Origin of the sequence: Enterococcus sp. MSG3290 (assembly GCF_050555565.1) — a bacterium.
In the GTDB taxonomy this organism is placed as follows: Bacteria; Bacillota; Bacilli; order Lactobacillales; family Enterococcaceae; genus Enterococcus_B; species Enterococcus_B faecium.
Genome location: NZ_CP187862.1, coordinates 1131596 through 1146353 on the forward strand (window position 1 = coordinate 1131596; position 14758 = coordinate 1146353).

Annotated in this window: 12 protein-coding genes and 2 pseudogenes; 13 read left to right on the plus strand and 1 reads right to left on the minus strand. The window is 36.7% G+C overall.

The window, feature by feature from the left end; genetic code table 11:
• Window positions 1–5 precede the first annotated feature (5 nt).
• The 13 genes and pseudogenes from uvrA (at window position 6) to IGL31_RS05430 (ending at window position 13365) form a co-directional block, all read left to right on the plus strand.
• Window positions 6–2822: an excinuclease ABC subunit UvrA gene (gene uvrA, locus IGL31_RS05370; RefSeq protein WP_002296519.1), complete on the plus strand. Its 2817-nt coding sequence runs from the start codon at window positions 6–8 to the stop codon at window positions 2820–2822.
• A gap of 262 nt (window positions 2823–3084) precedes the next feature.
• Window positions 3085–4350 carry a D-aspartate ligase gene (locus IGL31_RS05375; RefSeq protein WP_002294441.1) on the plus strand — a complete coding sequence of 422 codons (1266 nt, stop codon included), beginning with the start codon at window positions 3085–3087 and terminating at the stop codon, window positions 4348–4350.
• Window positions 4351–4353: 3 nt separating this feature from the next.
• Entirely contained in the window at window positions 4354–5085 is a 732-nt protein-coding gene (locus IGL31_RS05380; protein WP_086300025.1) for an aspartate racemase, read from the plus strand.
• Window positions 5086–5219: 134 nt separating this feature from the next.
• Window positions 5220–6104 carry an RNase adapter RapZ gene (rapZ, locus tag IGL31_RS05385; protein ID WP_002289695.1) on the plus strand — a complete coding sequence of 295 codons (885 nt, stop codon included), beginning with the start codon at window positions 5220–5222 and terminating at the stop codon, window positions 6102–6104.
• Window positions 6101–7099, plus strand: coding sequence for a gluconeogenesis factor YvcK family protein (locus IGL31_RS05390; RefSeq protein ID WP_002289697.1), 999 nt, complete (start codon window positions 6101–6103; stop codon window positions 7097–7099). The genes rapZ and IGL31_RS05390 overlap by 4 nt, the downstream gene beginning before the upstream one ends.
• 33 nt (window positions 7100–7132) lie before the next feature.
• Window positions 7133–8068 (plus strand): DNA-binding protein WhiA, encoded by a 936-nt coding sequence (whiA, locus tag IGL31_RS05395; RefSeq protein ID WP_002289698.1) that lies wholly within the window; start codon window positions 7133–7135, stop codon window positions 8066–8068.
• Between the two features lie 567 nt (window positions 8069–8635).
• On the plus strand, window positions 8636–9262 hold the full coding sequence (locus tag IGL31_RS05400) for a hypothetical protein (protein ID WP_002289700.1): 627 nt from the start codon (window positions 8636–8638) through the stop codon (window positions 9260–9262).
• 186 nt (window positions 9263–9448) lie between these two features.
• Window positions 9449–10123 (plus strand): DUF443 family protein, encoded by a 675-nt coding sequence (locus tag IGL31_RS05405; RefSeq protein ID WP_143351566.1) that lies wholly within the window; start codon window positions 9449–9451, stop codon window positions 10121–10123.
• Between the two features lie 362 nt (window positions 10124–10485).
• Window positions 10486–10737 carry a hypothetical protein gene (locus tag IGL31_RS05410; RefSeq protein WP_002321467.1) on the plus strand — a complete coding sequence of 84 codons (252 nt, stop codon included), beginning with the start codon at window positions 10486–10488 and terminating at the stop codon, window positions 10735–10737.
• 33 nt (window positions 10738–10770) lie between these two features.
• Window positions 10771–11049 (plus strand): annotated as a pseudogene (locus IGL31_RS05415) (hypothetical protein).
• A 596-nt stretch (window positions 11050–11645) separates the two neighbouring features.
• Window positions 11646–11905 (plus strand): annotated as a pseudogene (locus tag IGL31_RS05420) (hypothetical protein).
• A gap of 112 nt (window positions 11906–12017) precedes the next feature.
• Window positions 12018–12629 carry a hypothetical protein gene (locus IGL31_RS05425; protein WP_086300027.1) on the plus strand — a complete coding sequence of 204 codons (612 nt, stop codon included), beginning with the start codon at window positions 12018–12020 and terminating at the stop codon, window positions 12627–12629.
• Between the two features lie 178 nt (window positions 12630–12807).
• Complete coding sequence (locus tag IGL31_RS05430) at window positions 12808–13365, plus strand: hypothetical protein (RefSeq protein ID WP_010728316.1); 558 nt, start codon at window positions 12808–12810, stop codon at window positions 13363–13365.
• Window positions 13366–14063: 698 nt separating this feature from the next.
• Here the strand turns inward: IGL31_RS05430 and IGL31_RS05435 are convergent.
• Window positions 14064–14585, minus strand: a complete 522-nt coding sequence (locus IGL31_RS05435; RefSeq protein ID WP_002287818.1) for a DsbA family protein — start codon at window positions 14583–14585, stop codon at window positions 14064–14066.
• Window positions 14586–14758 lie beyond the last annotated feature (173 nt).

The following is a 14758-nucleotide window of genomic DNA, read 5'->3' on the forward strand; positions in this document are numbered from 1 at the left end:
ACAACATGGCTAACGATAAAATTACGATTCACGGTGCACGTGCCCATAACTTGAAAAATATAGATGTAACGATTCCACGAGATAAATTCGTGGTCGTTACAGGTTTGTCCGGTTCTGGAAAAAGTTCCCTAGCATTTGATACGCTATACGCTGAAGGGCAGCGGAGATACGTAGAGAGCCTTTCTGCTTATGCTCGTCAGTTTTTAGGACAAATGGATAAGCCGGACGTAGATAGCATCGACGGATTGAGTCCGGCGATTTCTATTGATCAGAAAACAACAAGTAAAAATCCTCGGTCGACAGTAGGTACTGTGACGGAAATCAATGACTATTTACGCTTGTTGTTTGCACGTGTAGGACATCCGATTTGTCCCAACGATCATATCGAGATTACCAGTCAATCTGTAGATCAAATGGCAGATCAAGTAATGGCTTTGCCTGAGCGCACAAAGATCCAAGTGTTGGCACCGATCGTGGTAAAGAAAAAAGGACAACATAAAAAAATATTCGAACGAATCCAAAAAGAGGGATACGTCCGCGTTCGAGTCGATGGTGAGATCTATGATTTAAGTGAAGTGCCTGAGCTGGAGAAAAACAAAAAACATGATATCGCGATCGTCATCGACCGGATCATTGTGAAAGAAGGGATTCGTTCTCGCCTATTTGATTCTTTAGAGGCGGCCCTGCGATTAGCAGACGGCTATGCTCTGGTTGACGTGATCGGTGAAGAAGAAATGTTGTTTAGCGAACACTATGCCTGTCCTTATTGCGGATTTACTGTTGGCGAACTAGAACCAAGACTGTTCTCATTCAATGCGCCTTTTGGAGCTTGTCCAGACTGTGATGGTTTAGGTGTCAAATTAGAAGTCGATCAAGATTTAGTGATTCCAGATAGAACGAAGACACTTAGTCAAGGTGCTATCGTTCCATGGAATCCAATCAGCTCTCAGTATTATCCTCAAATGTTAGCGCAGGCTTGTGAAAGTTTCGGTATCGATTTAGATACACCATTCGAAGAATTACCGGAAGAGCATCAGGAGATCATCTTGAATGGGACAGATGATCTTTTCCATTTCCATTATGAAAATGATTTTGGTGGCGTTCGCGATGTAGAAACGACTTTCGAAGGGGTATTGAAGAATATCGAGCGTCGTTATCATGATACGAACAGTGATTTCACGCGTGAGCAAATGCGTCTTTATATGACAGAATTAACTTGTCAGACATGTAAAGGTTATCGATTGAATCCCCAAGCTCTATCTGTTCAAATCAATGGAACGAATATCGGGCAAACAAATGAGTTGTCTATTCAAAAAGCAGTAGATTTCTTCTCAAACTTAACGTTATCTGAACAAGAGAAAGTAATTGCCAAACCGATTTTAAAAGAAGTAAATGACAGACTTTCATTCTTGGAAAATGTGGGACTAGACTATCTAACTTTGAGTCGCGCTTCCGGAACATTATCTGGGGGAGAAGCGCAGCGAATCAGATTGGCTACACAAATTGGATCGAATCTTTCTGGAGTTTTGTATATTTTAGATGAACCATCGATCGGATTGCATCAACGCGACAACGATCGACTGATTGGCTCATTAAAGAAAATGCGTGATCTTGGCAACACCCTCGTTGTAGTCGAACATGATGAAGATACGATGTGGGCAGCAGATTATTTGATTGACGTCGGACCTGGGGCCGGAGAACAAGGCGGACAAATCGTGGCTGCAGGCACTCCTGAAGAAGTAGCTAATGATGAAAATTCTTTGACAGGGAAATATCTTTCAGGGAAAAAATCAATCCCTGTACCAAAAGAACGCCGTAAAGGTAATGGGAAAGCAATCAAGATCACTGGTGCTTCAGAAAACAATCTGAAAAATATTAGTGTTGAATTTCCATTAGGAGAATTTGTAGCAGTCACAGGTGTGTCTGGTTCTGGAAAGAGTACATTGGTCAATAGTATCTTAAAGAAATCGTTAGCGCAAAAATTAAATAAGAATTCTGCTAAGCCAGGTAAATTCAAGACAATTTCCGGCTACGAAAGTATCGAAAAGATCATCGATATCGATCAAAGCCCAATCGGCCGGACGCCGAGAAGTAATCCAGCGACTTATACAAGTGTATTTGATGATATCCGTGGGTTATTTGCTCAAACGAACGAGGCAAAAATGCGGGGTTATAAGAAAGGGCGTTTTAGTTTCAACGTAAAAGGCGGTCGTTGTGAAGCTTGTCGCGGGGATGGAATTATTAAGATCGAAATGCACTTTTTGCCTGATGTCTATGTTCCTTGTGAAGTATGTCATGGTAAACGATATAATTCTGAAACATTAGAAGTGCATTACAAAGGAAAAAGCATTGCTGATATTTTGGAAATGACAGTAGAAGATGCTGTAGAATTCTTCAAGCACATTCCAAAGATTCATCGCAAACTGCAAACGATTGTTGATGTTGGCTTAGGTTATGTGACGATGGGGCAACCAGCAACGACATTGTCCGGTGGTGAGGCACAACGGATGAAACTTGCCAGTGAATTGCACAAAATCTCTAATGGAAAGAATTTCTATATACTAGATGAACCAACGACAGGACTTCATAGCGATGACATCGCCCGCTTGTTGCATGTATTACAAAGATTAGTAGATGCTGGTAACACAGTTTTAGTGATTGAACACAATCTAGATGTAATCAAAACAGCAGATTATATCATTGATTTAGGACCAGAAGGTGGAGAAGGTGGAGGAACGATCCTTGCGACTGGAACACCAGAAGAAATCATTAACGTAAAAGAAAGTTATACAGGTCACTATTTGAAAAAAATAATGGTATAAAGAGGATAGATAGCTGAGATAGTTAAAAAAACATAAAAAAATGAATTTTTGCTTGTTTTATTAATATCAGTGTTCTAGAATCATTACATGGTAGTTCTTTCTACACTGATTGGTATAGATAAAAACTTCCTATAAGTTCAATCCGTTCAAAAAAGAATTGAGCAATCGGAGGAGTTTCCTTTGATTGCTTTTTTCTTTATGGTATGATATTCCTTGTGTAGTTGGAAAAGAAAAACAAGAGATTATGAGTAAGTGAGAGATAATGATGAACAGTATTGAAAATGAAGAATTTATCCCTATATTATTAGGAAGCGACATGAACGTTTATGGTATGGCACGTTCTTTTAATGAAGCATACGGCAAAATCTGCCAAGCATATGCTTCGGATCAGTTAGCCCCTACCCGCTACAGTAAAATTGTCAATGTAGAAGTTATTCCAGGATTTGATAAAGACCCTGTATTTATCGAGACGATGCTTCGTTTGGCAAAAGAAAGATATTCTGATAAGAGTAAAAAATATCTTTTGATTGCTTGTGGTGATGGATATGCAGAATTGATCTCCCAACATAAACAAGAGCTGTCAGAATATTTTATCTGTCCATATATTGATTATTCTTTATTTGAAAGACTGATCAATAAAGTAAGCTTTTATGAAGTTTGTGAAGAATATGATCTTCCGTATCCTAAAACATTGATCGTCAGAGAAGAAATGTTAGTAAATGGACATTTGGAACAGGAATTGCCTTTTGAATTCCCAGTTGCTTTGAAACCTGCAAACAGTGTGGAGTATCTTTCTGTCCAATTTGAAGGAAGAAAAAAAGCTTTTATTTTAGAGACTAGAGAAGAGTTCGATTTAATTTTAGGCCGGATATACGAAGCCGGTTATAAAAGTGAAATGATTGTACAAGATTTTATCCCGGGTGATGATAGTAATATGCGTGTGCTAAATGCGTATGTAGATGAAGATCATCAAGTTCGGATGATGTGCCTTGGTCATCCACTGTTAGAAGATCCTACACCAGCATCGATTGGTAATTACGTTGTGATCATGCCAGATTATAACGAAAAAATCTATCAAACCATTAAGGCATTTTTGGAAAAAATCGAATATACCGGCTTTGCCAATTTCGATATGAAGTATGATCCTAGAGATGGAGAATATAAATTATTTGAAATCAATTTGAGACAAGGTCGTAGCAGTTTCTTTGTGACATTGAACGGCTTGAATCTGGCTCGTTTCGTCACAGAAGATCGTGTGTTTAACAAACCCTTTGTTGAAACGACCTATGGAACGAATCAATCAGATAAAGCAAGATTATGGATGGGTGTGCCCAAAAAAATCTTTTTAGAATATGCTCGGGAAAATGAAGACAAAAAACTAGCTGAGCAAATGATCAAAGAAAATCGTTACGGTACTACTGTATTTTATGAAAAAGACCGGTCAATCAAGCGCTGGTTGTTGATGAAATATATGTTCCATAACTATATTCCAAGATTCAAAAAGTATTTTCATGTGAAAGAAGGCTAGTTCATGGAGAATTTTTTCAGTATTTTAGGCGGAATGGGCACGATGGCGACAGAAAGTTTTGTTCGCTTGATCAACCACCGAACGAAAGCTACAAAAGATCAAGAATATTTGAATTATGTCTTATTCAATCATGCAACAGTTCCTGATCGTACAGCTTATATTTTAGATCGATCAGAAGAAAATCCAATGCCGTTTCTGCTGGATGATATTGAGAAACAAAATTTATTGCGACCAAACTTCATTGTGTTGACTTGTAACACCGCACACTACTTTTTTGAAGAGTTACAAGCGGCAACGGATATTCCTATCTTGCATATGCCAAGAGAAGCAGCAAATGAACTTGTCCGTCAGCATACGACAGGGAGAGTAGCGATTCTAGGAACAGAAGGAAGTATGAAAGCTGGAATCTATGAACGCGAAGTCAAAAATCTTGGTTTCGAAACAGTGATTCCTGATACTGCGCTTCAAGAAAAAATCAATTACCTGATCTATCATGAGATCAAGGAATCGGATTATTTGAATCAAGAGCTCTATTACGAAATCTTAGAGGAAGCGGTAGAGCGCCTAAACTGTGAAAAAGTCATCCTAGGTTGCACAGAATTATCTTTGATGCATGAATTTGCTAAAGATAATCATTACCCAGTGATCGATGCTCAATCTATTTTAGCGGATCGAACGATCGAACGTGCATTAGCTGAAAGAAGCGAGGCATTGGATACAGCATCGGAAAAGTAAAAAAATTGGATTTGGGGCAAATATCCTAAAAGATATTTGGTCCAAATCTTTTTGTAAAAGAAAAAGAAAACTGGTAATGATACGCCCGGAATGATATAGTTTTATTATGCACAATGTGAGAGGGGTTCGTAAATATGACAGATAATTTGCAATTAGTCATCATAACAGGTATGAGTGGTGCAGGGAAAACAGTAGCTATCCAAAGTTTTGAAGATATGGGCTATTTTTGTATCGATAATATGCCGCCTCGATTGATTCCAAAATTCTGGGAATTGATCAAAGAATCAGGTAAAGTCACAAAAATGGCTTTAGGAGTGGATTTGCGTTCTCGTTCCTTCTTTGAAGAAATCCAAAACATGCTGATCGAAATCGAAAATACGAACTTCATCGACACTTCTATCTTATTTTTAGATGCTTCAGACGAAGAACTAGTGGCTCGCTACAAAGAAACAAGACGAGCACATCCAATGGCGATGGACGGTTTGATCACTGAAGGGATACGTAAAGAACGGGCGATACTAGACGACTTGAAAGCCCAAGCTTCCGTGATCATTGATACGACAACACTGACACCACGACAATTACGTGAAAAAATCAATGAGTCATTCAAATCAAAGGGAGACCAAGGATTTCGGATCGAATTTGTATCATTTGGTTTTAAATACGGGTTGCCGATCGATTCGGATATTGTGATGGATGTGCGTTTTTTGCCCAACCCTCATTATATCCCGGAACTAAGACCATTGACCGGAAAAGATCAGCCAGTCTATGATTATGTGATGTCCTTTGATGAAACGCAATCATTCTACCATAAATTTTTGGATCTTCTGGAAACTGTATTGCCTGGATACATTAAAGAAGGAAAAAGCAGCTTGACAGTTGCAATCGGCTGTACAGGCGGTCAACACCGTTCTGTGGCATTGACTGAACGTTTGGCAAATGCTTTAGGGAAAAACTATAAAGTCAATGTGACACATCGGGACAAGGATAAAAGGAAAGAGACGGTGAACCGGTCGTGAAAATGAAAACCTACCGGATAAGAAAACCAAAGATCGTAGTGGTCGGCGGTGGCACTGGTCTGCCAGTTATCCTGAAAAGTTTACGAAACCAAGGAGCAGATATCACAGCAGTAGTGACTGTTGCAGATGATGGTGGAAGCAGCGGTGCAATCAGAGAATCGATCGCTATGGCTCCTCCTGGTGACTTGAGAAATGTCTTAGTGGCGTTATCGGATATGCCACAATTCTATGAAGATATTTTCCAATACCGTTTCAAAAAGGAAGATCAGTTTTTAGCCAATCATACGATCGGTAATCTGATCATTGCCGCAGTTTCCGAGATGCGGGGAAGCACTTATGAGGCGATTCAATTATTAGCAAAAATGATGCATGTAGATGGACATGTTTACCCTTCTTCAGAAACTCCTTTGACCTTGCATGCTGTTTTTAAAGACGGAACGACTGCAGTAGGAGAATCTAAAATCGCGATCAACCGTAAAACCATTGACCGTGTGTATGTCTGCAACACAAATGATAAAAGTGAAGCCAAAGCGGCTCGAAAAGTCGTTTCAGCAATTATGGACGCCGACATGGTCGTTTTGGGACCCGGAAGTTTATTCACCAGTATCCTTCCAAATTTAGTGATACCAGAAATCGGCGAAGCAATGCTCAAGACAACTGCTGAAACCGTCTATATCTGTAATATCATGACCCAAAAAGGGGAAACGGAACATTTCACAGATGCCGATCATATACGTGTTTTACACAAGCATTTGAATCAGCCTTTTATCGATACAGTATTGGTCAATACGGAAAAAGTGCCTGAAGATTATATGGACCCAGAGATCTATGATGAGTATCTAGTACAAGTCGCACACGACTTCAACGGATTGAGAAATGAAGGATGTCGAGTGATTTCCACCGACTTTTTAGAATTGAAAGATGGTGGTGTCTTCCACGATGGAGACAAAGTAGTAGAAGAATTGTTCCGTTTAGTTTTCGGTTCAAAATATTAAGCAATTTATTGTTGGAGAAAGGAGGAGAATAGGATGTCATTTGCTGCAGATGTGAAGAAAGAACTAACTGGTTTGGAAGTTCATCGAGAACATGCGAAAGCGGAATTAGCTGCTTTGCTGCGAATGAACGGCTCTTTAGGTATTGTGAACCAGCAGTTTATTTTGAACGTCCAAACAGAAAATGCTGCAATTGCCAGACGTATCTATTCTCTTTTGAAAGATCATTATCAGGTACGAAGTGAGCTACTCGTTCGTAAAAAAATGAAATTAAAAAAGAACAATGTCTATATCGTCCGGTTGAAGCAAGGCACAAAAGATGTGTTGATGGATCTTGATATCATGGATGGTATGATGTTCAATGGACACGTTTCGGACGAGATTATGGGAAATTCGCAAAAAATGCGTTCTTACTTACGTGGTGCTTTTATGGCCTCAGGTTCAGTCAATAATCCGGAAACGAGCCGTTATCATTTGGAAATATTTTCTATTTATGAACAGCATAACCAAGACATTTGCGATATGTTAAATTATTACGGTCTACATGCTCGAACGCTTGAACGGCGCAATGGCTATATTTCTTATTTAAAAGGAGCAGAAAAAATTGCTGATTTCTTAACATTGATTGGTGCAACCAACTCAATGCTCCGATTTGAAGATGTTCGAATCGTACGGGATATGAGAAATTCGGTCAATCGTCTAGTCAATTGTGAGACAGCAAATCTGAACAAGACGATTGATGCGGCTTCTAAACAAATCGAAAACATCGAATTGATCGAAGCAAAGGTCGGTCTACATGCTCTTCCTGAAAAACTTCAGGAAATCGCAGAACTTCGGCTTCAACATCCAGAGGTCAGCTTGAAAGAATTAGGGGAAATGATTCCCTCAGGTGCAATATCAAAATCGGGAATTAATCACCGAATTCGAAAAATAAATGAATTTGCGGAAAAACTGCGTGAAGAAGCAGTTTAATCCAAAGAAAAAACTGATACATGAAGCAGGAGATGCGAATGTATCAGTTTTTTTTTAAAAGCTATACTTGCTTTTCTTCCGTCAAACTATAATTCCAACTTTACTGGTGTAACATAATTTTGAAAGGCTTCTATTGTTTTTTAATACAATCGTATAAAAAGCGGGGAGACAACTGAATGAAGATTTTAGTTTTATACATAAACTTTTGCTTAATATAGAAGTCCTGATATAGATAGGATCAAGTATTTATCTATAACTGGAGATTAATTAAAAACTGGAAGGAACTGCTCGATCAACCTTGAGAACTGTTTTTCTTACTTCTGGTCAAGATTCTCGTGGTTGGTGGATAAGGATGGTTGATAAGTTCATTGGATTAGCTAGTCGAAAACAACCAGGTGTAATTAATGTAGAAGTTTTAACAAGGGAATGGAGTGATTTATTCAGTGATAATCATAAGTTCATAAATAGTAATTGGGATGTATGATTGGTATACGTTATACCTGAACTTGAACTATCAAGATTTGGTTTAGAATTTGAGAATCGATGTTTATAAAGGGAGGGCAAAAAATGTGCTTTTTTACAACTTTTACTATCATTATGATTGCAGTACTTTTTATTTTTCTAGATATAGCAAAGCGAAATACAGCATTTTTATTATATCGGGTTTTACTTCGAGCAGGTCTCATAACATTTATATCGATCGTTGGATTTTTTCTATTCACAGTTATTGTATTTATTTGGAGAACTACAGCACCACCATTGCCAGAGATTACATATGGAGAATTTCCGTTTAGTCTTGAATATGAAATAGATGAGGAAAGAATTTTGATTGAAGATACGGTGATTGCAGAATTTATAGGAAGTTTTAGAGGGAATGTGACAACTCAACCTAGACGAAGTTGGAGTATAAAACTTTTAAATAATAGTGGAGAGTTGAAAGCATTTCATTATGAATTCTTAATAATAGAAAGTGAAGATGTAACAATCACTTTAAGTAGTGGCTCTGCTGGATATTTTATGAATGATGGTGGAAGCAAGCCACAGCTCACAGTCCGTGATCGTATTGCAGGTTTTATGCATTTTTCTCACTATGACTTAGAAGAAGCTCGTAAAATACTTGCAGAATATGGGATCACATTAATCAATTGGGAATATGCGCCACCGATAAGAAATTTTTTCAATGATTATTATTAGTCTTATAAAAAACAGAATGTAAAATTTATGTGCGCGAGTATTTAGTTTTCCATTTTTTGTTTGATAGATATATAGCATTGTTGAAGCATGGGATAGTGGTGCCAATTTTATCAATGAGGTTGGTCAGGCAGTTAACATAATTGGTGATGCTATAAATCCATTTAATTGGAATTGGAGGAATTAGGTGTGGAAACAGTGAGATTATGGATATTCATGAAAAATTTTCGTTCGGCTTTGAGATATGTTATTCTGGAATCAAAATCAGGTTATTATCTGATTGACACAGATCACTATACTTTTTGGGGAGGCTACCTTTTTCCAATTTTCAATTGGATAATCCCCCATAAGGTTATGAAAATTAACTTGCCTGCAGAAGAAATAAATAGATTAATACTCAACAAAGATTTACAAAGGAAAAGAGAGAAAGAACATTCTAATGTTGCTTGGATAGGTCCAGCATTTGCGGTAGTGACTTCTTCAATTGTCGGTTCTGTCCTAGAGAGTATTTATAGTGATTTTTCTATTGGAATACGTTATTTGTTTGTTACTTTAAGTACAGCCGTTCTTTTGTGCATAAAGGGTTATGTTAGCAAGAAGAATAAAGATATTTTAACACTAATCGGTGTAAACAATTTGTCTAGTACTAAAATTATACTGTTTCCTGAATCTATAAAAGAAGGATCAAGGTTGTTGATAATTTTTATAATGCTTATACTGTTTTCTGTTTCTTCGATGGTGGCGTTTATAGTTTCAAATAATTGGTTTATTCTGGCAGGCGTAATGCTTTTTTCTAGTTTCTATTTATTTAGTAATGCTCTATTAGCACAGCGAGGGAAATATAAGTTTAAAATATTAGATTAGATATTATTTTTAGAGGGGATAAATATAAAATGAAAAGAGGTTATTTATAATGGAAAAAGTATTACCAATTAAGAGCTACTGTATTCCAAGGCTTTTCATCATAGAATTTCAAAAGTAAAGACATGTGTTTCACAAATAGTGTCTATCCTGGCTAGATAATTCTTCCACTATCTGCTTTAATTTCAGTAGACTTTTCGGCAAGATATTTGCTAATGAGATGAATAGAGATTACAACCCGCCTATAACCGCTTAAAACAAGCTTTTTTAAAGTATAGTTAGCAAGTCGTATTCATATGTTCAAAGAGGAGGGCTTATGAACTTTGAATTCATTCCGTGTGAACAGAACAGTAGGGGGAAGTAAAATGAAAGAAAAGCCTATAAATAAATGGTCATTGTATAAAAATTCAATGTTTGGAGTTGTTATCTTTGGTGTTTGTGCTGGATTATTCCTTTTCATATTATTACAAACGGTGACTCTTTTCTCTTCTAATCCTACTTATGGATGGAGAGACAGTATAGCCTTAGGGATGTTTGCGGGAGGATATGGATTCTTATTGTTGTTCTCAATTCTCACACTAAGTCCAATCCATGGACTCATTCAACTTTGGAAGTAAGAACGAGCCTTAAACTTTTCGTTCTCGGAAGAAATGGAAAAACACAACATAACAGGCAGTATGTATGTGGATGATCAATGGTTTATCAGCACTGATGAGGTAAAAATAGTTGCCATTAGGAGAGATTACCTGCAGAAAATTCATAAAATAAAAGATCCTAATGGGAAAAAGGCAAGATTAATTATAACTTTGATAACATCTAATGGTAAGAAGTTATAACTTGCAGGATCATATGATAATGTTAAAAAGTTCGAACATTGGTATCTGCAAAAAGACAGCATTAGTCTTAATAAACAATTTGAAAAAAATTAATCAAAGTCATCGGCAACACGAATAATTTGACATCTTGATATTGTGATATAAGCAAAAACGGCATTTCTGAGACCGAACAGCATAAAAAATTTAAATGTTGGAATTTATATAAGCAAAACCCAAGAAGCTAGATGCGATAGAGCATTTAATTTCTTGGGGTTTTGCTTGGGAATCAGCATATCAATTAAAATGATCATCTTGGTATTTCAAAAGTGGGTATGATTACAAATAGTTGGAGCAAAATAGTGGGTAAAATTACCATTCCAGTGTCTGTCTTGCCTCTTTTTCGTCAATCACAAAGAGATGAGATTCATAGGAAAAATCGATACAGGGTATGATTTCAATGATATTATGACCAATTACAAAATAGATTGATAAAGCATTTTTTGCATTTTTATAATAGTTTATTGATAATAATGTATGAGATACAGTATAATGATTTAAAAGGTAATGTGTTGTGACCGAATTAAATGAACTAATGCCTATTTTTTATATTCCTTAGTGGACAAAAATGGAGACAGTGAAGTTAGGAGCATTGTATCCTTTGTTGCGTAGTTCAAAAAAGTAAGCGATTTCTATAATGGTCAGGGTAAACGGTGAGGGCTGTCCACGTAAATCCTACTATTGAAATCACAATGATCGGACATTCAAAAGGTGGTGCTGAAGCAGCAAATTCAGTAGCTATAAATACGAATACGATTATATTTAATCCAGCGACAGTAAATTTATCTGCTTATGACTTAGACTCAAACACATATACAGCAAACATGGTAGCTTATGTTGTCGAAGGAGATGCATTAAATAATTTTTTCGGTGGAATAAGTAGTCCGATTGGAGAGTTAATCATGTTAGATAGACAATATGATGCACCTTGGTGGAGAATGATATCTCACATAGGTAACTCAGTAAAAAATCAAGGTATGGAAGCAATTATCTCTGCATTGGAAGATCGATATAGATAGGCGGATATGAATAGTAATAGGGGGAATAAAATGGAATACAATGGATCAATGAGAATTGTACAAATTATATTTTGGATTGCATCGGGAATTGTGATTATAGGAGGAGTGTTTTTGATGTTACCAAGCTTAATATTTCCTTTCTTTGCATTAATCTCACCTAAAATACCCGAACCGGAAATCACCTATGGAGAATTTCCATTTAGGATTGAATACGAACTAGATGGACAGATTAACATAATTGAAGATACTGTCATAGCTGAGTTTAACGGATGTGAGTTCAGCGCAGGTTCTATGAAAAGAGAACGAAGATGGAGAAGTAGATTAGCTAGTGATAGAGAAGATCTACCTTTTGGGGACGATCTAGGAATCTATTTTAGTCGAGGAAGTGCGCAATATTATATGGGGGAAAATGTACAATCAATGTCATTAAAACCACATATAGCCCTTAGAAATCTCGAGGAAGGTTTTAGAAGAGAGGTAGACTTTATATTAGGAGAAAGTGGATACATAAGAACTGTACTTAATTTCGGAGAAGCGCAAGAAGTTTTGACACAATACGGAATTACCTTAATCAACTGGGAAATATCTGAACCGATTGTTAACAATTTTGGTGATTAGAAAACAATTACGATAAATAGAAACAAGCCAAATCATCAGCAAGTAAAAGCTGATGATTTGGCCTTTCTTATACGAGTAGTAGGAATTCATAGCGAATATTATTACGACCAGTAGATATTTTGATATTAAAGGAGTATTACGAACTAATATGTGAGAATGTAGAGGTGATGTGCGTATAATGAGAAATTTATCAAATAGAAACAAAATATTAATCATTATTGTTGTTATAGCTGTGTTTCATCTGGGAACGAATGCGGTTTTAAGTAGAATAATATTGGGTCCTAAGCCTCCAAGACCAGAAATTACCCGAGGGGAGTTTGATTTTAGATTAGAATATGAAGTAGATGGGGAAAGGATTGTGATAGAAGATACAATTGTTGCATTATTTGATGGATTTTCTGCAGATGCAGGTAGCATGGCATGGTATCGCACGTGGCGTCTACATTTAGCAAGTGATAAACGATCACGAAATATCTTATTAGATGAATTAGAGGATGGTCGAAGAATATATTATGTCCCAGAAAGTGCTAACTATTTTATGGGAGATGTACAGAAAAAAAGAGAGCCTAATCCTAATTGGTATCCATTTAATGGCGTAACAATAGAATATCCACGCAATAAAACACCTGAAATAGGTGCAAAATTTATAAGTGGTTTAGAAGATCTGTACGATAGGTTTGGAATCCGTCTTATTAGTTGGGAACACGATCCACCAATAGAAAATCGCTTTGAATAATCGAAATCTACTAATCCATTTCATCAGCCAGTGAATGTTGTAATGGAACAATTTGGTTTAGTGTTCAAAACCATTGAAATACTAGGCTGTGATCAGCAAAAATGAATCTGAATAAAAAAGAGAGCAACTATTAGCTGAGAGGAGTTAATAGTTGTTAGCTTTATACGAATCAAAGTGGCAAATACAGATGCGTATGCATTTGTGTTTGCCATCTTGCGTTTGGTAGACGAGATAGGTATAAGCTAAAGAAACAACTTGTTTAAAATAAACGACCTAGCTCAACAAATGACCATCTAATCAACTAACAGCATACATAAAAGCAACTATTTTTGAAGTAGAATTGAAATCGGGATAACTTAAAAAGTGATTGGGATACTAGTGAGAATCACCGTACATAAATATTACTCGTTAAGGGAAATTGAGAAATTTTGTATGAAAATTTAAGAATTAGTTAGTATGCGCAAGTCAAAAATATGAATAAATTATTTGGTGGAGATAATTTGCTCAGCTTGTCATAAGAAATGAGATAATCTGGCAGATGCAAGCTTTTGGACACCGTTTATTCGGAATAAGGAGGCTGGGACAGAAGCGTTTAACTCCAAGAAATAAGAAGGAGTTGCTTCTGCTTCCGCCGTTTATACGTGTTTAGAGCGTGAGACAAAAGTGTTCTTTACTTTTGTCCCACGCTCCTTATTTTTTTATTTTGTTTGGATCAATTCTTTTAATTCCTCTATTGAAATAGATTCATCAAAGATTTCTTTACCCAAGATGACAGTCGGAACAAATCGAATATGTGCTTGCTCAGCTTCGTTGATGACAGCTTGGCTCAGCTGTTCGTCTTTTTGTTCTGTCAGCTTTAGTTTATCTACTGCAAAATCCGCTACTTCTTGGAGAGAAAGATGTTTCCACTCGTCTTGAGTATCGAATATTTGTTTGATCTCTTTGATCGCTTTTTGACCATCGCTGATTGTGAGATACCGGTGCATCACGTTTCCTCGCTGCAAGCTTTCTTTTTCTTTATCGAACAATTTGATCACTCGCTGCAATTGCCCGCTTTGGACTGCTTCTTCTAATAGCTCATAAGATTCTTCAAACCATTGTCGGCAATACGGACAAGCTAAGTTGATGAATTCGACCATTTTTTTAGGAGCATTCGATGAACCATAAAGGATTCCTTTTTGTGTATTTGTTTTCGTTGCATCAATCACTGATATATCCATGTTAAAACACCTCTTTCGCTTATAGTTTATACATGTCTGACAAAAAAAGGCAACGATTTAGACTGTTTGTCTAAAAATTAGATGACCAATTCAAATAGATACATGTAAAATATTTTTATAAATAAAAGAAAAAAATGGCATGTTTTACGTTATAATGGAACAGATAATAAGAG